This is a genomic window from Haloferula sp. BvORR071 (assembly GCF_000739615.1).
Classification (GTDB): domain Bacteria; phylum Verrucomicrobiota; class Verrucomicrobiia; order Verrucomicrobiales; family Akkermansiaceae; genus Haloferula.
The window spans coordinates 1-20485 of the sequence record NZ_BATP01000001.1 but is presented as its reverse complement, the minus strand read 5'-3'; the positions used below and the strand labels follow the sequence as shown (position 1 = coordinate 20485).

General features: G+C 61.9%; 18 protein-coding genes. 7 read left to right on the top strand and 11 right to left on the bottom strand.

Annotated features, from left to right (window positions below; translation table 11 throughout):
• Positions 1-55: 55 nt before the first annotated feature.
• On the top strand, positions 56-607 hold the full coding sequence (locus BV071_RS00090) for a rhodanese-like domain-containing protein (protein ID WP_035600461.1): 552 nt from the start codon (positions 56-58) through the stop codon (positions 605-607).
• A gap of 45 nt (positions 608-652) precedes the next feature.
• Entirely contained in the window at positions 653-1345 is a 693-nt protein-coding gene (locus tag BV071_RS00085; protein WP_052572669.1) for a cyclodeaminase/cyclohydrolase family protein, read from the top strand.
• 260 nt (positions 1346-1605) lie between these two features.
• Here the strand turns inward: BV071_RS00085 and BV071_RS36105 are convergent, their stop codons facing one another.
• From BV071_RS36105 to fabG, 3 genes are all read right to left on the bottom strand, one after another.
• Positions 1606-1902, bottom strand: coding sequence for a hypothetical protein (locus BV071_RS36105; RefSeq protein WP_343123392.1), 297 nt, complete (start codon positions 1900-1902; stop codon positions 1606-1608).
• Between the two features lie 353 nt (positions 1903-2255).
• Positions 2256-2732, bottom strand: a complete 477-nt coding sequence (gene sixA, locus BV071_RS00075; RefSeq protein ID WP_035600458.1) for a phosphohistidine phosphatase SixA — start codon at positions 2730-2732, stop codon at positions 2256-2258.
• 11 nt (positions 2733-2743) lie between these two features.
• Positions 2744-3490, bottom strand: coding sequence for a 3-oxoacyl-[acyl-carrier-protein] reductase (fabG, locus tag BV071_RS00070; RefSeq protein WP_035600455.1), 747 nt, complete (start codon positions 3488-3490; stop codon positions 2744-2746).
• Between the two features lie 87 nt (positions 3491-3577).
• On the opposite strand from fabG, the gene BV071_RS00065 reads away from it, so the two are divergent.
• Together BV071_RS00065 and BV071_RS00060 are read left to right on the top strand one after the other, a co-directional pair.
• Positions 3578-4165 carry a TPM domain-containing protein gene (locus tag BV071_RS00065; protein WP_265593874.1) on the top strand — a complete coding sequence of 196 codons (588 nt, stop codon included), beginning with the start codon at positions 3578-3580 and terminating at the stop codon, positions 4163-4165.
• A 48-nt stretch (positions 4166-4213) separates the two neighbouring features.
• Positions 4214-4810: a hypothetical protein gene (locus BV071_RS00060; protein WP_265593873.1), complete on the top strand. Its 597-nt coding sequence runs from the start codon at positions 4214-4216 to the stop codon at positions 4808-4810.
• 6 nt (positions 4811-4816) lie between these two features.
• Here BV071_RS00060 and BV071_RS32185 read toward each other — a convergent pair whose 3' ends face one another.
• From BV071_RS32185 to BV071_RS00045, 3 genes are all read right to left on the bottom strand, one after another.
• Positions 4817-5836 carry a hypothetical protein gene (locus BV071_RS32185; RefSeq protein WP_265593872.1) on the bottom strand — a complete coding sequence of 340 codons (1020 nt, stop codon included), beginning with the start codon at positions 5834-5836 and terminating at the stop codon, positions 4817-4819.
• Positions 5837-5906: 70 nt separating this feature from the next.
• Positions 5907-6311 carry an NYN domain-containing protein gene (locus BV071_RS00050; protein WP_052572667.1) on the bottom strand — a complete coding sequence of 135 codons (405 nt, stop codon included), beginning with the start codon at positions 6309-6311 and terminating at the stop codon, positions 5907-5909.
• A gap of 83 nt (positions 6312-6394) precedes the next feature.
• Entirely contained in the window at positions 6395-6667 is a 273-nt protein-coding gene (locus BV071_RS00045) for a hypothetical protein (RefSeq protein WP_052572666.1), read from the bottom strand.
• A gap of 172 nt (positions 6668-6839) precedes the next feature.
• Between BV071_RS00045 and BV071_RS00040 the strand changes: the two genes are divergently transcribed.
• Positions 6840-8000 (top strand): class I SAM-dependent rRNA methyltransferase, encoded by a 1161-nt coding sequence (locus BV071_RS00040; protein ID WP_035600446.1) that lies wholly within the window; start codon positions 6840-6842, stop codon positions 7998-8000.
• A 29-nt stretch (positions 8001-8029) separates the two neighbouring features.
• Here BV071_RS00040 and BV071_RS00035 read toward each other — a convergent pair whose 3' ends face one another.
• The 4 genes from BV071_RS00035 to BV071_RS00020 all read right to left on the bottom strand — a co-directional run bounded on the left by BV071_RS00035 (position 8030) and on the right by BV071_RS00020 (position 17261).
• A complete protein-coding gene (locus BV071_RS00035) occupies positions 8030-11653 on the bottom strand; it encodes an alkaline phosphatase family protein (RefSeq protein ID WP_035600444.1) in 3624 nt (1207 codons plus the stop codon).
• An 82-nt stretch (positions 11654-11735) separates the two neighbouring features.
• Complete coding sequence (locus BV071_RS00030; RefSeq protein WP_081885672.1) at positions 11736-15920, bottom strand: cadherin domain-containing protein; 4185 nt, start codon at positions 15918-15920, stop codon at positions 11736-11738.
• Positions 15921-16144: 224 nt separating this feature from the next.
• Positions 16145-16738, bottom strand: coding sequence for a hypothetical protein (locus tag BV071_RS00025; RefSeq protein ID WP_035600439.1), 594 nt, complete (start codon positions 16736-16738; stop codon positions 16145-16147).
• A 52-nt stretch (positions 16739-16790) separates the two neighbouring features.
• Positions 16791-17261, bottom strand: a complete 471-nt coding sequence (locus BV071_RS00020; RefSeq protein WP_035600436.1) for a hypothetical protein — start codon at positions 17259-17261, stop codon at positions 16791-16793.
• 46 nt (positions 17262-17307) lie between these two features.
• On the opposite strand from BV071_RS00020, the gene BV071_RS00015 reads away from it, so the two are divergent.
• Entirely contained in the window at positions 17308-18285 is a 978-nt protein-coding gene (locus BV071_RS00015) for an SAM-dependent methyltransferase (protein ID WP_035600432.1), read from the top strand.
• A 49-nt stretch (positions 18286-18334) separates the two neighbouring features.
• On the top strand, positions 18335-19060 hold the full coding sequence (locus BV071_RS32180) for a L,D-transpeptidase family protein (protein ID WP_265593871.1): 726 nt from the start codon (positions 18335-18337) through the stop codon (positions 19058-19060).
• Between the two features lie 6 nt (positions 19061-19066).
• Here BV071_RS32180 and BV071_RS00005 read toward each other — a convergent pair whose 3' ends face one another.
• On the bottom strand, positions 19067-20269 hold the full coding sequence (locus BV071_RS00005) for an MFS transporter (RefSeq protein ID WP_265593904.1): 1203 nt from the start codon (positions 20267-20269) through the stop codon (positions 19067-19069).
• Positions 20270-20485: the final 216 nt, after the last annotated feature.

The window sequence follows — 20485 nt, the reverse complement described above, 5'->3', positions numbered from 1 at the left end:
CGGAATTGGCGGTTGAAACAGTGGAATTTCTCCCCCGCCCCGTTAGCGTCCCGGCGTGGACCCCGCCAGCATCACCGCCGAGACCCCGATGGGAGACATCATGGCCGCCCTTCCGGGCGCCCGGCGCGCCCTTTTTTCGCGCTATCACCTCGGCGGCTGCCAGAGCTGCGGCTTCGCGGACACCGAGACCCTCGCCGAACTCTGCGCCCGCTCCGGCCCCCTGGATACCGCAGAAGTCCGCGAGCACCTGCTGGCCAGCCACGCCCATGATGAGTCGATGATGATCTCCCCGGCCGAGCTGAAGGCCGAACTGGATTCCCCCGCCCCTCCCCTCCTGCTCGACACCCGCACCCGCGAGGAGCACGAGGCCGTGAGCCTGCCCGGCGCGGTCTTCCTCGACCAAGAACTCCAGCAAAAGCTCTTCGGCGGCGATCCCCAGCGCCGGATCATCCTCCATGACCACTCCGGCAAGCACGTGCTCGACACCTGCGCCTGGTTCCTCGGCCACGGGATGAAGAATACGAAGGCGCTTAAGGGAGGGATCGATGCTTGGAGTCGTGAGGTGGATCCGAAAGTTCCGCGTTACAGGCTGGAGATGGACCCGTAACAAAATCTCGGGTAGATATCCCTCCACTAAACCCATTGTCTTTGAATGCCCGTCGAAACCGAGGTCAAACAGATTGAATTACTAGCCCTCACAACGGGTGACCTTCTCGAACGGTTTGGAAGCGGCGGCCACAAACCTGGCTCAGGGAGCGGTGCGGCTCTTGTGGGGGTGCTTTCAGCCAAGTTCATTATCACAGTGATCTCCCTCACGTTAGAGAGGGAAGCTTATCAGGCCGCTTGGGCCGAGCTACAATTCTTGAGAGACCGAATAATCAAAGCCCATGAACCTAGGCTCAAAGAATTGGTCCAGCTCGATGCGGATCAATTTGATCGGGTGGTTCGAGCCCGACAGACTCGGGATGCCAAACCAGGCGAGAGAAGGCTTCGGGACACCGCTCTGGAGGAACTAAGAATCGCCACCGATTTCCCCATCGAAATTGCGGAAATATCGGTAGAGCTGGGCCGAATTGCTAGCCGCGTCTTTGACGTTGGATTCAAATCAGCAAGAGGTGATTCCGGACTGGCAATTAGCGCGGCGATTTCCGCGGCTTCAAGTGCACTCTTCATCACCTTTCTAAACTTGAAGAGCTTCCGATCGGGTGACTGGGCTGTCATCACAAAATTGAAGGCGGACAACCTTCTCCGCGAAGTTCTCGATCTTCAGTCGGAGCAATTCCGCAGGGTTACAAGGCTTCAAGTGGAGACATCAGAAGCCAACCAACTGGAACTCCAACTTTGATCGCCCGATTGAGATTCTTGTCCGCCCCTGAGCACAACCACGCCGCCAATTACGCGCTCTGCATCTGCTTCCCTGAGCGAAGCGAAGTACCCGAGCCGAAATCTCCAACTCGAGCTGCGAGCCCGAAGTAGGCTTACTGAACGGTAATCGGTCGATAAGCTCTGACTCTCCCTATGGCATTCTCTCCTAAAGTGAAAGAGGAGGCGCTGGTTGCGGCTGGCCGTCACTGCTGCGTCTGTCGTCGATTCGCTGGAATCAAACTAGAATGTCATCACATTGAGCCAGAATCCCAAGGCGGTGACGACACCTTCGAGAACTGCATCGCTCTCTGCTTCGATTGCCATGCAGACGTTCAGCACTACAACGCCTCCCACCCCAAAGGGAACCGGTATCGGCCCAGCGAATTGAGGGCTCATAGAGATCGGTGGTACGGCCGCATCGCGGAAACCACCCCAGCTATATTCGATGGCGAGAGACGAGCCGTAGACCGCCAGATTTTTGCAACTTTCCGAGAGAAGCTTCCAGAAAGCATCGCCAGAGAAATCCTGCAGGACCAATGTTGGGGACAAACCTTCCAGAGGTCTACATACGACTTTCTATGCAAGATTGAGGAGCTAGTGAACCGAATAGACTCTCAGTATCTAGATCCCACATGCGAGGGGTTCCGATCCGATTTCAGATCCGCGTTCCTCAAATTTTTGGATGGTGAGTCCTTTCGCCGCATCTCAGCAGTTCCCGACCGGGAATATTTGCTTCGACTACCGAAGGAATGGGACATGCACTCTGATCCGCTCGTCCGCGCACAGTTTAAACAATGCATGGAAGATCTAAATTCACTCTCACGCGCGGCTTATGAGGCGTATGTAAATCTGATCCGAGAAATTCGGAAGCTGCTGATTGTGCCGTAGGTCTACTCCGCCAACAGCGTCGGCGGGATGTGAAACAGCAGCCGCGCATGCCATGCCGGCGGATGCACCAGCAAGCCGGTGATGCTCGCCTTTTTCACCTCCACCGAGCTGCCGCTGCAGCCTAACAGCCACTCGATCAGCGAAGACAGGTCCGGTTCGTGCCCGACGATCGCGACGCGCTCGAAATCGCTGAAGGCCACCAGCTCGCGGATCGCCGTCTCCGGATCCATGCCGCAGGCCAGCCAGCCTTGGGTCACAGGGCCGGGCATCTCCGCGGCCTGACATAAGGTCTCCGCAGTCTGACGCGCGCGGACCAGCGGACTGGTGAGCACCACGTCCGGCCGACGGTCGATGCGCTTCAGGAAGGCCCCCAAGCGCTTGGACTGGCCATAGCCCTTCTCCACGAGCGCGCGGTCGAAGTCGCTCCCCGAGGCGGAAATGTCCTCGGCCTTCGCGTGACGGATGACGAGAAGCTCCATGGCTGCGAACTTTACATCGTCATGCCGCCATCGACAGCGAGAACTTGGCCCGTAATGTAACGGGCGTCCTTGCTCGCCAGGAAAAGCACCGCCGAAGCGATGTCAGCCGTCTCTCCAAAGCTGGAAAGCGGGATATTCTTGAGCACTTCCTCGCGGACCTTCTCGCTCAGCTCACCAGTCATGTCGGTGGTGATGAAGCCCGGAGCCACCGCATTGCAGGTCACCGCGCGACCGGAGAGTTCCTTGGCCACCGCCTTGGTGAAGCCGATCAGGCCGGCCTTGGAGGCGGAGTAGTTCGCCTGCCCGGCATTGCCGATCAGGCCGATGACGGAGGCGATGTTGATGATGCGCGGGTCTTCCGCCTTCATCAGCACCCGCATGAAGGCCTTCACGGTGTTGAAGGCACCCTTGAGATTCGTGTCGAGCACGGTGTCCCAGTCCTCCTCCTTCATCCGCATCAGCAGGCCGTCGCGAGTTACTCCCGCGTTATTCACAAGGATATTCACAGTGCCAAAGTCGGCGACGATCGTCTTGCCGAGCTCCTGCACCGCCTGGTGGTCGGCCACGTCGATCGCATAGGCCTTGGCGCTGCCGGGATAGGCGGCATTGATCTCCTCAGCGGACTTCCCGCAGCTCGATTCACTACGGCTAACCACCGCGACCTTCGCGCCTTCCGCCGCGAATGCCATGGCAATCGCGCCCCCAATCCCGCGTCCACCGCCGGTCACCACAGCCGTCTTTCCTGCAAAGCGTTGCATGGGGGCAAGCCTGCGCCGCCGGGCCGCATTTTGCCAAGCCAAGCTTTGCCCTTCCTCCACGGCGGGCCGCCCGCTTACCTTGGGGGCATGCGTTGCCCGTACTGCAGGAACCCGCTCGCCGAAACCGCGGTAGAGTGCCTGCACTGCCACCTCACGCTCGACCGCGCCACTGCCATTCTGGGTGCCGTCCCTCGCCTCGGCCAAGGCATCTTCGACAGCTGCCGGGTGCTCTCGAAAAAGGAGGTACAGAAGATCGTGAAGTCTGGCAGCAAGCTGACCTGGCAATTCCCGCAGACCCAGCTGCACGTGCTGCTCCACGAGTTTCCCCGCGAGCATCCCTTCGCGCTGCACGTCTTCTGGGTCTTCAACTGCGGCGGCTTCTCCACCGAGAGCCACCGCGGCCCGGACAACCACGCCATCCTGCTTGCGCTCGACCCGGTGCAGGGCAAGTCCGCCCTAACCGTCGGCTACGGTCTCGAACCCTTCCTCAGCGATGAAGCGATGGACCACCTGCTGGAGCTCTCCGAGCCCGCTTGGAAAAACGGCGAATGGTCCCGCGGGATCCTCGACGTCATCGCCGGCCTCGAGCGCTTGTTGGAAAGCGCCGCCTTGGAAGTCGCCGCCGGTTTCGGGCTCTCGGCCGAGGCCAACAACGCACGCGGGAAGGAGTTTTGATCTCCAACACCTCAGGGAATGGCAAGGCCCTTACCATATATTCCCAAGGTGGGCAGAATCCTGCATGCGGCAGCGACGCCCTTTTTCGCGCTGGCGCTGGTGCAGTGCGAAAACGGCGGGATTCGCGAGCACCCTGCCCTTCAGTCCCCTGGCGCTCGCTCGCCCGCTGTGGCTATCACGACCTTTGTTTCGATCGCCTCGTCGGCGGCACTTCTGGAAAGGGACTTGTCCTCAGACCCGGGTTTTCGATCGGTCGCAGGACAGGAACTCCTCGAACTTGTCGCCAAGTTTGAGAAGGAGAAAGGATTGTTGATCCCCTACCCTCGAAAGGGATGGTCGGAAAGATCCGAGGATCTACTGCGAGGCTTCGCAAAGGGCTCGCCAATCACCGGCTTTCTCGATGCGCAGAATCCCACCGTCAGAAGTTGCTCGCCCCTTGCCAATGAAGACCTCAAAGGCGGAACCCGGGTGGATTGTAGTCTGCTCCTGTCTAACGGAACCACTCGAGCCTGTAGCGCCGAGGTCTCCAAAACGGCCGACGGTTGGATTGTGGACGAGTTCTGGTCCGCCGACTCGTCGGCACAAAGAAGGCTGGCAAAAGCAATATCTTCGATGAAAGGGCAGCCAGGCCAACAATCCCGCTGAGGTCCTCTAAGCAAAGGCCTTCAAGAACCCCACCTCCAGCGCGAGCTGCTCCTGGGCATTCGTATCCAGCGTTGAGCGCAACTCGCCCAGCGCCTCCATCCGCCGCACCAGCATCGGTAAATCCTCCTTTGCCGCCACCGCCTTGGTTCGCTCGGCCGACGCCGGGAAATCCAGTCCCGCCGCGCCCGTCTTGCAGCGCAGCACATCCGCCATCCACGACTGCAACACCTCGAACAAGCGCGAGCGCTCTTCCAAGTATTCGGACTCCGCGGCAGCCTTCAGGGCTTCCTCGCGGCGCTTCAGGTAATCGCCCTCGAATCCCTTGTTGAGGGCCTTTTCTTCTTCCTCAAGCTGATTCTCCGCAGCCTCCACGGCCTCGGCCTTGCGCTGCTCGAGGATCGACGCAAACACCGACTTCAGGGTGAGCGCCACCGTCGCCGTACCGAAGCCTGCACCAGCCGCCTGATCCAGCGCACGGACCAGATCCGCGCCTGCACCTTCCGACAGATCCGCTGTTCCAGTTAGCGGCAGTCGCACGCAGCGTGACAGCACCGTCGGCAGCAAGCCGCCGGTATTCGGCGTCAACAGCATCAACAAGGTCCGCGGCGGCGGCTCTTCAAGAGTCTTGAGGAAAGCATTCTCCGAGGCCGCGGCCATCCGGTCGGCATCCACGATCACCCCGATCTTCCAGCGCTTCGGGCCGGAGGCCACGTAGAGTGCCTTCTCCAGATCGCGGATCGCATCGACCACGATCCGGCGCGACTTCGATTGCGGGCGCACGATCCGCACCCACTCGCCTTCCAGCTCGTCCAGAGGCGGCACCGCCTCGACCACCGGCTCGCCGAAGAGATCAAAGCCCCCGCCTCCACCACCACTGGCCTCGTCGCCGAGCATCTGGATGATGCGCGCAGCCAGCCGTTCCTTGCCGCAACCGCGCGGGCCGCTGATCAGGAAAGCATGGGCCAGGCGGCCCCGCTCGTGGGCCGCTTTTACCAAGTCAAAAGCGTGGTCGGGCGTGAATGCCATCGCGCCGGGATGCTGGCCGGGAGCCGGGCAGAACTCCAAATGCTAATTTCGGAAATCCCTCCTTAGAGGCTCAAAACCACTCCTCCAACTCCTCGATCCGCATGGCTCCCGCACCGAAGGTGGTGGCCGTGAGCATCACCATGTTGTCGTTGGTGGCCACCATCACGTGGTCGCCTTTTTCCGAGAACCGGGCCGCCAGCCGCTCGATCACGGCATCCGCGGTCTCCCGGGCCTTCGAGTAAACCACCAAGATCCCCTCCTCCTTGCCGCCTTCGTAGCCGCGCTCGGTGTGCCGGCCGTCGAAGACCACGACTACTTTCCACTCGCCGCGGTCGCCGATCGCCTGCAGCGCCTTGACTAGCTCATGGCGCGCGAGGTGGCGCTTCGGGCCATGATGCAACTCCCGCAGCGCCTCGATCCCGAAGATCGCGCTGTGGCCATCGACAATTAAAAGCTGCTCCGGTGCTGGTTCCACTCGGCGGGAAAGAAAGAGGGCCGGTCGCGAATCGCAACCGGCCCTGCAGAAAAAATACTAAAATAGCGGGTAGCGCAGAGGCTTTACTCTTCGGCAGCGGGGGCGTCGGTGCCCTCAATGCCTTCTGGAGCCTCGGTGTCCTCGGACTTGGCGGCCTTCTTGGCCGGAGCCTTCTTCGCAGCGGCCTTCTTGGCCGGAGCCTTCTTCGCAGCGGCCTTCTTGGCAGGCGCGCCGTCGGACTTCTTCGCCACGGAGCTCTTCTTGACCACGCCACCGGCCTTGGCTTGCTCCTTCTTGCGCTTCAAGTAGGTCTTGCGGCGGCGGCGTTTGACGATTGCTTTGGTTTGCTGGCCCATGGTTTTGGTCGGGGCGGGGTTTTAAGGCCCGCCCACCCCGGGTAGCAAGAGGAAATGCTTGAGATTAAGGGGTGGGGCCAAGACAGCGGCCGGGAACCGCAAGTCTCATCGGTCCTGGAGGTCTTATGGGCTTGCCCGGAGCGGCCCCGGGCCCAAGCTTCCCCTCCACACCATGCCCGGTCTTGTCATTGCTCCCCGCGCCCGAATTTTCCACGGCCACGAATGGGTCTACGCCACGGAGGTGAAGAAATCCTTCGGTGACCCGCAACCCGGGGACGTCATTACACTCAAAGACTTCCAAGACCGGCCGATGGGCAGCGCGATCTACAATCCCGCCTCCCAGATCGTCGCCCGGCGCTTCTCCCGCCGCCGCCAGGACCTCGATGCCGAGTTCTTCCTGCGCCGGATCGGCCAGTCGATCGAGCTGCGCCAGGCACGCGGGATCGATGAAACCTTGGCCCGCTTGGTCTGGAGCGAGTCCGACGGGATGCCGGGCCTGATCATCGACCGCTACGGCCCGCATCTGGTGGTCCAGACCCTGACCCTGGCCATGCGCCAGCGGGTCGAGCTGATCGTCGCGGCCCTGAAGGAACTGATTTCACCCGAGTCCATCATCCTGCGTAACGACTCCCCGGTGCTGAAGGCCGAGGGCATCGAGCAGGAGATCACCATGCTCCACGGCCAGAATCCGGGGGCTTTCATCGTCCAGGCGAATCACCTGAAGTTCGAGATCGACCTCTTCGACGGCCAAAAGACCGGGCTCTATCTGGACCAGCTCCAGTCCCACGCCGAGGTCGCCGCCTTCGCCGAGGGCAAGCGGGTGCTCGATTGCTTCACCAACCAGGGCGGCTTCGCCCTCGCCTGCGCCCGTGCCGGTGCCGCGAAGGTCACCGCGGTGGATATCTCGGAGAGCGCCTGCGCCGCCGCCCGCCGCAATGCCGAGCTCAATGGCCTGGAGATCGAGGTGATCGCGCACAACGTCTTCGACTTCCTGAAGCACGCGACGCCCGAGTATGACCTGATCATCCTCGATCCACCGAGCTTCACGCGGAACAAGAAAACCCTCATGGACGCGATGCGCGGCTACAAGGAGATCCACCTGCGCTCGATCAAGCTGTTAGATAAGGGCGGCATCCTCTCGAGCTTCTGCTGCTCCCACCACGCCAGCCGCGAGCTCTTCCAAGCCAATCTGGTGGACGCCGCGGTGGATGCGAAGAAGTCCCTGCGCTTGGTAGCCAACCACGGACAGCGGGCTGATCACCCGGTGCTGCTCTCGATCCCGGAGACGGAGTATCTGAAGGGCATCACCGCGGAGTTGATGGCGGGGCGTTAAGCCAGACGTTCAGCGCTCTTCTTCAGTGCTCACTGCCCCTCCGCGGCTCGCAGCCTGACATACAAGGCAGGGGCAGCGCTCCGAGGGATCTTCACCGTGACGCTTTGCCGCCCCTCCCCGGCCGGAACGCTTGAGACGATGACCCCGGCCTGACCTGAGACCGCGGTCGTCCATGTGCCAGCCAAGGTGGCGTTGTGCTCCACCACCGGTTGGAGGTAGGCCGCGCCATCGGCGAGCGAGTAGGTAAAGATCAGATAGTCCTCATCGCAGCTTACGGCAGGTGCCGCGGAAGCGGACAAGGGGTCGGTGCCGAGCACAAACTCCAATCCATTGGCAATCCCGTCATGGTCTGCGTCGCCCTCGAATCCCGCTTCGTTCTCCGGCAGACTTTGTGCGAGTGCCCAGCCCGCGAAGCCTGGAGCACCGGTGGAATAGACCAGCAGCAAATTGTTGCCCGATGCTTGCAAGCTCCACACTCCGCTGAAGCTTCCCCCGCTGACCACCACGGCATGGTTGTTAGAAGCCAGCCCCGTGACCGGTGCGGTGGCGCTGGCGATCACGAAGGACTTCGGAGTGTTGTCGAAGCCGGTCAGCGCGGAGGCATCCACGTTCACGGTGAACTTCGCTGCTTCCGTGGCAGTGATCGCCAAGCTTGAGACGTCCAGGCTATCGTAGGCGATGCCTGCGGCACCGTTCCACGACCCGAGACCGACCGCATAGCTGCTTCCCTGCGCCATGGTCAGGGCCGCCGGTATGCTCAGCTTCCCGATTGCTCCCGCGGCCGGAGCGATGTTTCCGGAAACGTTCACCGGACGTGAGATCGTGCCGATTCCACCAAGGGTCGCACCAGCGGCGACACTTACCGCATTCCCGGACGCAGCCAAGGAACCATCGACGACCACGCTACCGGAATTCACAGCCAGCGTGCCGGTGTGGGTATTGGCGGCACTCAAGGTGAGGCTGCCATTGCCCGATTTGCTCAAGGTTGCGCTGCCGGAGAGCACGGCGGAGATGCTCACCGGATCCGCGTTGTCGAAAACGGTAGTAGTCGAGAGCGCGACCGGGTGCGTGAAGCTCATCCCGCTGGCGAAAATCAGCTTTGAGCCGACATTGGCATCGATCACCAGTGCGTTGGCGGCTGCGCCCAGCGAGGCGTTCGAGTTGATCGAGAGCGAACCGCGGTTGAGCTGGGTCTTGCCCGTGAAGGTATTCGCGCCATTGAGGACAAAGGTCGCCGCATTGTCGCCAACCAAGCTGGTGTTGAGGTAGAGCGTCGTGTTGCTGCCGCCACCGGAGATCACTCCGCCCAAGCTGAGCTGCTGCCCCACACCGCCATTCATCAAGACCGTGCGGTTCGTGGCGGTGGTATCTGCCGGAAGCACGATAGCATTGCCCAGGCTTGCAGTGCCGGTGAGTGGTGTGGTGTTCAAGAAGCCTGCGCTGGCCGTGGTCGCGACGCTCAAGGTGCCGGTGCCAAGCGCCGCGGCATTCCCCAGTGTGATGCTACCCTCCGTGAGGCTGACTCCGGCATTACCGCTGCCCGCAGCATCGAGCCGCAGCGCCGCACTGCCGCGCTTGACCAGCTGGCCGGTTAGAACCAGCGGCCCCGCCACGATGTCCGCGGTTGCCTGTGTATCGAGCACGCACTGACTCGCCACGGTCAGGCTGCGGCCGCTACCGAGGCTCATCGTGCCCTCCAGGATCAAGCCGGAGCCTGCGAGGTTCGAGGTGACGTCCAAGGTCAGGTCATTCGCCGGATTCCCCAGCGCTGCATCCGAAGTCACCACCAGGCCGCCGCGGTTAATCCGCAGGCGGGAGGCAGTAAAGCTGTTCGCGGCATTGCTCAAGCGGATCTTGCCGACGTCGTTGGTCCCCGAATCGTTGTCGATCAGGATCTCGTTATTGGCACTGCCGCCACTGATCACACCGCCCAAGGTAGCGGTTACGTTGGTCTCATCCGTCAAGAAACGCGTGGTGACTCCCCCTGCCGGCAGCGTGATGCTGTTCGGCAAGGTTCCCGAGCCCGCCGCCGGCAGGAAATAGAAGGCCGTGCTGCTGACCGCGTGGCTGAAAGTCACCGGACCGCTGCCGAGCGCGCTGTAGTTCCCGATCTGCAGTGCGCCCGCGGTCTGGCTGTTAGGACCGGCAGTGATGGCGGTGTCGGTGAAGCCATTCGCAGAGGAAAGCGTCAGGCTGCCGCCGCCATTCTTCGTCAGCGTGCCGCTAATGCTGCCACCGGAGAAGGTGTAGGAGCCGCTGTTCACGACCGTATTGGCCGGCAGCACTCCCCCCGCAACCACGCTCACGCTTTCACCGGTAGTCCCGACGAAGCGGGCATCATTACCATTGCCGAAGATCTCCCCGCCAAGCCAATTGGCATCCGCGGTGTTCCAGGAATTATTACCGTTGGCATCGTCCCATACCCGCTCGCCCGGATTCGGCAGGGTCACCGCCGTCTTCAGCGAGGCCTCGCTCGTGCCCGTTAGGACCAGCTCGTAGTTATTCAATCCCGCCACAGGTGAGGGATCCGTGAAGTTCGTCTGTGAGGTAGGCAGCGTCGCGATGCTATTGCCGTTGCGCAGCACTTGAAGCACGCTCAGCCCTGGAATCCCCGCCGCTGGCAGCGACCACGTGAGATCGACCGCCCCGGCATTCAGATTGCCGGCGAAGAGCGGCCCGGTGACGAAGCCATCCTCGGCCAGCGTCCAAGTTGCCGGGATACTCAGGCCAAAGTAGCGCATCACCGTTGCCGGCACCGCCGCTTGTCCCGGGCTTGCCGTGCTCACGCCCGCAGGAATGCCATTTCCCGAAACGATGAAGGGAATCGTCCGCTCATCAATCGACTGGCCGCCATGGCTACCGCCAGTGGTGCCGCCATGGTCGGTCGTCAGCACCACCACCCACTGCTCCGCCGCACGCTGCGGCCGCGCCGCGATCGCTGCAAGCACATCACCGACATGGACATCCACCGCCGTGATCGCGCTCATGTAGCTCGGCACGCTCGTGGAGAATCCTGAGGAATGGCCCGCGCCGTCCACCTGATCGAAGTGCAGGAAGAGCACATCCGGATCCGCCGCGGCGAGATGCGCGACCGCCTTGCTCTTCACGTCCTGGTCGCGCAGCGCATAGCTGGATCCGCTACCCTTCTGGTGATAGTCGAGGTAGCTCGGCTGGGCCGTCACCAGATAGTCCTCAATCCAATTCCAGCTCGCGATCGAACTGGCAAAGGTCCCCGGTGCCGCCTCCTCCAGCCGCTTCGCGAAGTGCGGCGCCTGATCCACCAGATAGGAGCCGCTCACCCCGGGCTGGTTGTAGGCCGGAGTGCCGTTGTCCACCACGTTATGGCGGTCCGTCCACATCCCGGTGAGAATGCTCGTCCAGCCAGGACCGCTGATCGTCGGCTGCTGCGTTACACCGCCCAGCTTGCCACCGGCATAGGCATTCCAGGTCACCGTGCCATTTGCCACCAGACTGGCGATGGCCGGCGCGTTGCCGCTCTCCACTTGCTGCTTCAGCGCATCCGCCCGCAGGCCGTCGATGCCGATGACCAAGGCCCGCTTGCCGGCGAATGGATTCGCCGTGCCGGGACCGGCATAGAGAAGTCCGGTGCCAAAGAGCGGAAGGAGGAGGAACGCAGGTTTACGGATGCTCATGCTGTCCCTGCATAGCGTGAGCGGCGCGTCACACGTAATAGCGAATCCGCCACCACGAATGGCAAATATGCAAGCGATCCTATCAGGGCTGGCTGAGCCGCAGGAACTGCTGCGCCGCGCTGTGGTTCACCTTGATCACGATCCGCGAGATCCCCGGCGCTACGGGCGTCACCGAGACCACCTCGTAGTCCGCAGGCTGGAGGTCATTCCAAGTATCCAAGAGCGATGTCCGCTGCAAGGTGTAGTCCACGCCCAGCTTGAATCCATTTCTCACGTTCCACCCGAAGAGGTGCGAGGGTGCCGCCGGGGCACCGACGATGTCGTAGCTCACGGCCTCGGCTTCATCGGCGATCAGCGGATTGCCGCCGCTCAGGAACTCCACGAAATCCGGCGAACCGTCGCCATCGCGATCCTCCGGACTGAGTCCATAGGTCGCCTCCCAGACATCGAAGATCCCGTTGTGGTTCGAGTCAGCCGTATTGTCCGGACTGCTCTCATCAATCAGGTCCACGATCACACTGTGATTTAGCACTCCGGGATTCGGCGCGAAGTGATCGGAGGCCCGGATCGACAAGAGATGCTGGGCCTGCTTCTCGAAGTCGATGATCCCATTCACCCGTAGCTCGCCGGTCACCGGATCCAGCATGAATAAACGGTCATCATTCCCCGCCGTGATCTCATAAGTCAGCAGCGATTGATCCGCGATGCCCCCTCGCACATCCGGATCAACTGCATTTGCCAAGCCGAGCAGAGTACCGATGCTGGCGTTCTCCGAAAGATTCGCCGTGCCTAGGCTTCCCGGAGCCGGGACCGGTGGCTGGTTCGCATATTGGTCGATCCATTGCCCGATCAGCGCAATGCCATCGGCATCGAAGACATTGGTCGCCAGCGGTGGCATCTGTGAGTAGCCGTTGTAGGTGCCATTGATTGCACTGCGGGCATTGATTTTGTTCCAGATCGACGAGTTCGCCTTGTCTCCGGGACGGATGATGCTGTCCGTGAGGTCTGGCGTCGCCTCGCTCACCGGGTGCCCATAGAGCAGATGTGTATCCGCCAGCGAAATCTGCGGGCGCCCGTCCCATGAATCCGGGGCAGTTCCGCCAGGCTGGTGGCAGTAGGAGCAATTCACCGCCAGGTAGGAGCGGACGCGGTCTTCCAGATTCACTGTGGTCTCGTTCGGCCGGTAGTGGCGCGGCAGCCCGGTAAGATTTCCGGAGAAGCCCGCGAGGTAGCCGCTGCTAGAGAGCAGCGTCAACAGGTTCCCGCTGTGACCGGAGATCGAATTCACCAGGTTGAATTGACGCGTGTTCATGCTTAGCGCATGCCCGGCCACCGCCGTGTGGCAGGTCGTACACTCGGCGCGCGAGGGAATGTGCCAGTTGATATTGGCGGGAGCGCCATTCGCTTCCGTATAGCTCAGCGGGAAGTCATCGCCGGCATTCGCCACCAGATTCGCTTCCGTGCCGGCCTCGTTCCAGCGGTAAGACACACCGTAGGCACCGTTACTGTTCCGCACCAGCACCCGAGTCTCCAGACGCTTCTTCGTTGTGCCCGGGTGATTGCGATCCAAGTCGAAGTCGAAGTGCTTGATCCAAATCATACCCTCCGGGAAGGTCCAGTTGCCCTCCGGCGCATAGCCGATCGTGTCCGTTAGATTCTTGATCACGAACCAACGCGATTTGTCCGCGCCGTCCGACCAGAACTTCAGGTTCGGCTCATAGGGGACTACTCCCGGATTCGGCTGCAGAGTCGCCATGTCCGCGAAGATCCCGAGCTGCGACAGCGTGGCCGGATAGTTCTCACCCTGCGCCGCCTGTAGCGTAATCCGCATCACCCGACCGCTGCCACTGTTCTCCAGCACGAAGATGTCCTTCGTCACCGGATCCACATGGAAGTCCACGACCAGGTTCGAGCTCTCGCGTAGATCGGTGAGTTCCACCACATTCCCGTCCCGCCCGATGCTCCAGATCCGGCCCGAACCATAGTCGCCGCATACGTAGCGGTTGGTGAGCGTGGGCAAAGCCGTATCCCGGTAAAAGATCCCACCGGTCGCCGAATTGTTCCCCTGCGAGTGCGCATAGGTATAGAGCGGCGGCTTGTGCGGCGTGACACCGGAGGGCATGGTCGGATGCGTCACCCCGGGGTTCAGGGCGTTGCCTTCGTAGTAGGACCACCCCGCGTTCTGCCCCTTCTTGAGGATTGTGAATTCCTCCCAAGTGTCGCGCCCCACGTCACCGATCCATGCTTCGGTCTCACCGCTGCCATCTTCCACATCGAGGTGGAATTTGAAGGGATTCCGCAAGCCCACCGCCCACATCTCCGTGCGCACATGCGGAAGATCACCGCTTAGATCCGTATTGTTGAAAGTCCCGTTCCAAGTCCCCCCAAGGCTGGTGTGGATGAAGGGATTGTCCGCCGGCACCCGGAAGTTCGGGTTCTGCGTCGCGGAGTTCAGATAAAACTGATACTTCCCGTTCGCATCCAGCCCGCCTCCCGCGGCGATCGCGTAGTGCGGGTTCGGCTTGGGATTGGTCGAGGCCGGATTGATGTCAATCCGCAGCATCGAGCTGTAGAAGTCCTTGTTGATCCGCTGGCCGTTGCGATAGGGATCGCCCTGGTCGCCCTCGTCGCCGAAGGTGATGTAGAGGTAGCCGTCCGGCCCGAATTTGCAGTCGTTGATGCTGTGAAAAAGATTCTGCTCGGCCAGGTTGATGTAGGGATACTCGGTCGCCAGCGCCGTTAGATTTTCCGCTGCGGACATCCCGTTAGCCACCGCATCGGCAATGTGTGCTGCCGAAAGCGTGAAGCGCGAGACCCGCAGATCCGTGGCGATCGTCGCATCCGGGCTCCCGTCGCGATCCAGGTTCGGCATCACATCAAACACCGTCTGTCCCGGCCCCGGCTGCGGCAGACGGGCATTGTTCCCTTGGTAGTTCAGGATGATGTGCCCTGTCGTCGCAAAATCCGGGAAGGCCTCGATCGAATAAATGCTCCGGCCGCGCGTGAAGTTCGACAAGGAGGCTACATCCAGCACCTTGTGCTTCGTCGGATTCGCCATAGTGGAGTCCGGCACATACCACACCGAGCCATCCACCGAGGCAATCAAGAGCGCCTCCGGCTTACCCGGCACCGAGGTCATACCCACCGCTCCGGAGAAGGTCAGCCCCGGCAAGCCATTCTTGATCGTCAGCGTGCCCGCCGAGCTGGTCGGCGGCGTCAGCGGCACGTTCACCGTGTTATTCGCCAACCGCAGATTGTCGCTGACGTTCACGTTCACGTTTGCCTCTGAGGTCAGGCCACCGCCCTGCCGCGTAATGCGGTAGCGGAAGACATCGCTGCCCGCACCGCTCCCGGTGTGCTTGTAGACTACTTTCCCTGCCGCCGGATCGAACTGCGCGGTACCATGCGCGGGTCCCGAAACGATCTGGACCGAAGATGGATTGATATAGCCCGTATCGTTCGCCAGCGGATTGAAAGCAATCGCCCCGCCCACTCCGACCTCTACTGAATCAGTATTCGCGACTGGCAGGGTGCCCGCGATGAGCGGCAGTCCCAAATTCTCGCCCGCGGTATCGACATAAATGTTATCGACGTAGACGTCCTGCCCCGCCACCTGGACCATCATGAAGGTCAGCATCGCGTTTGCCGCGACGCCATTCCGGAAGCCGAAGCCGCTCGCCACCTTCACCCGCCCGCTCGCACCCACCGGCGATTCGACATACATGTCGACGGTGTCGGCGGTGTTGTTCACCACCATCCAGATCCGCATCCAGGTCCCGGAGGCGAAGTCATAATTGCTGTCCGTGAAGACCGCCCCGTTGCGAGGGAAAATGTCGGCGTTCAGCCAGCGGAACTGCGCCTCCATCGCGGGGTAGTCGTTTGGTGCCGCCACATCGGAGAGCCCCGCGCTGATGTTCGCGGTGCCTGCCCCCGTGGTCGGCAGGTAAGCCTCAAAAAACAAGGTCCCCGTCGTGTTGTTGGCAATCTGCCGGCTGGCTCCCAGCGCCTTGTAGACATCATTCCGCGTCCCGGCCTGCGCCACGCGCCCCACCACGCCCCGGCCCGATGCCGCCGGATCATTGGCCGCCGTAGTCGTTGCCGGAGTGTCCGCCACCCAGCCATTCACCCCGCTGATCGTGCTCCCGACGGTGAAGCCCGCCTCAAAGTTCTCCAAGAGAGTCCAATCCGCAAAGGCCCCGCTACACGAGGCCATCAAGAGGCAAGCGGCTAGGGACCGGGCCCGCCGGGCGAGGAGAAGTGGGTTCATGGGTGGGGTGGCCAAGGGCCAAACAACTCTTCCACCTCCGGAATACCTCGCTGCTCTTCAAAGAAGCAGCCGCTGGCGGGTCAAGTCAGCAGGGTCCCGGGGCTTTGAGGGGTTTCCCACTCCTACCAAGAAGCCATGGTGCGGCAAGTGAAATCTGTATGACATCCACGACCGTCACACGATTTCATTCCATAAAATTGCATCACCCCTGCTTGACCTTTTCCTCACTCTCCCTTCGGTGCCGCCCCGGTCCCCGGGTCCTTGGGAGAACTCGCGGGAGCTGCGGCCGGAACACGGAAAATTTTCTTCTCCGCTGACGGATAAGTCGGATCCGCAACCAAGGCTCCCTCCGGGATGCCCTGCACATCCACAATCTTATTGTTGTAGGGACTGAAGACATAGCCGGGACGCCCCGGTACTCCAGCGGCGACCTCGTAGGTCTTGGTCTCTTCCTCGACACCCTCCGGCACTTCGAATTGCTTTGAGGGATCGTTCGGGAAGCTCGGATCCTGGACCAGTTCACCCGCCTTACGGCCGCTCACATCCACCACCGCCTTGCTGAATGGACTAACCACCTTGCCAGCTTGCCCCTTGGCGACAGTCCCTACTTGCGGCTTCCGTTTGCGCTCCTCGCGAGTACCGCTCTTCCCCTCCTTCTTCGGCTCGCCCTCCTCACTCTCGTTACTGCTGCCGGACGAGACGGCGGCCGAAGACTTCTTCTTCGCCCCGGCACTCTCCCCACTGCTTTGCCCCTCCGGCTTCTTGGTGCACGCGGATAAGAGGATCGCTAGCGAGAAGATAGTTGCTTGCAGTCTCATGAGTTAAAGAACACTCCGCAGCCATCTTCCGGTCAAGGCAGATCGGATCGGCTCAGAGCTGTCCCTCTTCCGCAGGCTTGGACTTCTCCTTTTCTTCTTCCGGCTCCTTGTTCTCCTTCGGCGGAATCGGACGAATCAGGATGCCGGGATCGAGCAGCCTCGCGGGATCGTTGGCACCCTCCGGCATCTCGGGCACACGGAAGTACTTCTTCTCCTCGATGGGATAGGTCGGATCCGCCACCAATGTGCCGGGCGCATAGCCCTTCACGTCGATATGCTTGCCATTATACGGGCTGATCACCATCCCGGGCATGTTCGGCACGGGCTCGGCCACCGGTGGCTTCTTCTCCACCAGCACGGGCCCTTCCTTGTCGCCGCCAGCTTCTTTGGGTTTCGCCTCGTCCTCCTGTGCCACATGCTCACCGCCACTGCCGCCATTCCCAGCACTGTGACGCGATTCACCCTTTCGCTCGCATGCGGCGAGCGACAGCACCAAGATCGCGGCGACCCAATGGCCTTTCACTCTCAAGAAATGCGAGAGGGATCGCACCCCGTCAAGCCGCCCCGCTATGAATTCCCCTAACTGGCCATGGAATCCCGGTGGCAAGCTGCGTTTCGACCGCTTCATGGACCTCGCCCTCCACGAGCCCCAGCGCGGCTACTATGCCCGTCGGATTCAAGCCGTGGGCCGTGGCGGCGACTTCACCACGACCCCGATGCTCACCCCTGCCCTCGGCAAGGCGGTGGCAGCGTGGGCCTCGGAAGCCCTGCGCGAGAGCGGTTGTCGTGATCTGATCGAGCTCGGCCCCGGTGAAGGCGTGCTCGCCGCCGCGGTCTTGGCCGGAATTCCTTGGCTTCAGCGCCTCCGCTTGCGCCTGCATCTGGTTGAGCGCTCCGCACCTCTGCGTGAGAAGCAGCAGGCTCGCCTCGGTCGCAGCGTCCAGTGGCACGAATCGATCGAGTCCGCTCTTGCGGCCTGCGGTGGCCGCGCCTGCATTTACTCAAACGAGTTCGCGGACGCCTTCTCGGTCCGACGCTTCCGGAAAGAAGAACAGGACACATGGTCGGAACTCTATCTCAGCCCTGCCGAGGAATGGCTGGCCTGTGTCGATCTACCTGACTCCTCCGTCTTCGCACAGCCTCATGCGCCGGGACAGATTGTCGAAGTCGCCGAGTCTTACCACCACTGGCTCAGCGGATGGCTGCCCTCATGGCAAGCCGGGCGCATGCTCACCATCGACTACGGCAGTCCAGTGGCGTCGCTCTACCACCGCCGCCCGCGCGGCAGCATCCGCGCCTACTTCATGCAGCAGCGACTGGAGGGCCCCGCCATTTACGAAAACCCGGGACGCCAGGACCTCACAGCCGACATGAATTTCACTGACCTTCAGCAATGGGCGAAGCCGCATGCGGAAACGGTGAAGCTTATTTCACAGCGCGACTTCCTGCTTCCTCATATCAGCACCAATCAATCTTCCGATACCCATGCAATCGATCCCGAGGGGGCTGGCGCGGCATTTCTGGTTCTCGACCAAAGGCGCAGCTAGCGCCGCGCCCCGCCTTGCGCCACGGCCAGGATGCGGCATGATGTCAGGCGTGATCCGACGACTGCTCGCCATCCTCATCAGCACCACCCTCGCTGCCGCCGCCTTCGAGCTCCCCGCGAAGTCCAGCCAGTGCGTCGTTGGCACCGCCAAGAATTGGGACACATCCAACGTCACCCTGAAGGCCTTCGAAAAGCGCGACGGCAAGTGGGTCCAAGTCCTCGCCCCTTGGCAGGGCCGGCTCGGCCGCGATGGCCTCGTCTGGGGCCTCGGCATCAGTCCGCGCCCCCAGGGTGCCAGGATCAAAACCGAGGGCGATTGGCGGGCCCCGGCCGGCGTCTTCTACATCGGTGGCGCCTGGGGCTACGATGCCCAGATCAAGAAGAATCCCCGCTTGGCCTATCGCCAGGTCACCGCCCGCGACCTCTGGGTCGAGGACGGTAGCTCGCCGAGCTACAATCAACACGTGGTTCTCGACCACGATCCCGTCACCGCATGGGAGAAGAAGCAGCAGATGAAGCAGGGTGACTACCCTCACTCCTTGAAGCTCTTCATCGCTCACAACGCTCCGCCCAAAGCCTCACCCGGTGCTGGTAGCGCGATCTTCTTCCACATCTGGCGCGGCGGCGGTTCGAAGCCCACAGCCGGCTGCACGACAATGGAGGAGGCCAAGCTGCGCGAGCTCGTCGCTTGGATCGATCCCTCCAAGCAGCCGGTCTACGTGCTTCTCCCCGATGCCGACTACGCGGCGAAGAAGGCCGAGTGGAAGCTGCCCTGAGCCCGGCTACTGCGCATCCATCTGCATCGGCGGCGCGGCAATCCCGTGATAGAAGATCGCCAGGATCGGCACGCAAATCGCGATGCAGGCACACTGGATCCACCAATAAGTCGACCAGCCACCATGCTGGGCTCCCACTGTGAAGTCGTAGAGCTTCACCGACAGCAAGGTCCCGATCACCGAGCCGACGCCATTGCTCACCAGCGATAGCAGGCCTTGGGCCTGCGTACGCATCCCCGGTTCCACCCGGCGGTCCAAGAAGAGCTGCCCGGTGATGAAGTAGAGCGTGTAGCAAAGCCCGTGCAGCGCGATCCCGCCGATCAGCCAAGGGCTTGAATTCGTGATCCCCGCGACCCCGAACAACGCGTATCGCAGTGCCGACAGGATCAGCGCCACCATCAGCACCGTCTTCACCCGGAAGCGGGTCATGACCACCGTCATCAAGAGCATGGCCGCAATCTCACTGATCTGCCCGATCGTCATTGTCGCCGTCGGCGTCTTGTTCCCTAGATCGGAAAGATGCATCGGCGTGTGCATGAAGAAGGCCGCCAGCGGAATCGACAGCAGCATCGTCACCGAAAAAAACACCAGGTGGTCCCGCTCCTTTAGCAAACGGAAGGCATCCAGACCTAACAGAGTACGCCAGGACCTAGAACGCCCGAGCGGGGGCGTATCCGGCAGGAAGAAAGCGAAGACCCCACACGCACACCGCGTGATCGCCGCCGCATACCCCGCCTTCGGCGAAGCATCAGCAAAAATCACATAGCTCGTGATGTATCCTGCCGCCATCCAGCCAAGGGTTCCGCCCAAGCGCACGATCGGAAACTCCCGCTCGCCGTCCTTCAGGTGCGCCATCGCGATACTCGCCAGCATGCTCGACATCGGAGCGGACACGATTGAGCCGCAGGCCAGCAAAATGATGAAGGTCCACGGATTGCCTCCGCGATCTAACACCGAAAACGCCGCAGCCAAGCACACGGCACCGAAGATCCCGCTGCATCCCACCACCTTCTGCGCCGAAAAGCGGTTGTCCGCGAGGGCTCCCACAATCAGCGGCGAAATCATCGAAGCCACTGGCCCTGCCAAGAAAGCCCGCGACAACCACTCGCTGCCCAGCTCCTTCGCCCGCAGGATATTCGGAATCGCCGGCGTGTAATACCCCGGAGCCATCCCCCACAGGAAAAAAGCAATCCACAGCCCGCCAACCACTGCCGCAGCAGTTCGAGAAGGCTGAAGTCCGGTCACGCGCGAGACGCTAGCGGTCCGTCTCCGTCATGCAAGAACCGCAGCACTCAATTAGGAGAGTGGCTTAGCATCACAAACAAGTTCCCAACTCGCCCCGGCACCCTGTGGAGGGCGGACACATTTGTCCGCCCAATAGCCAAGCACGCGGCACTCCTCCACCAGCCGGCGGTCGTGCCATCC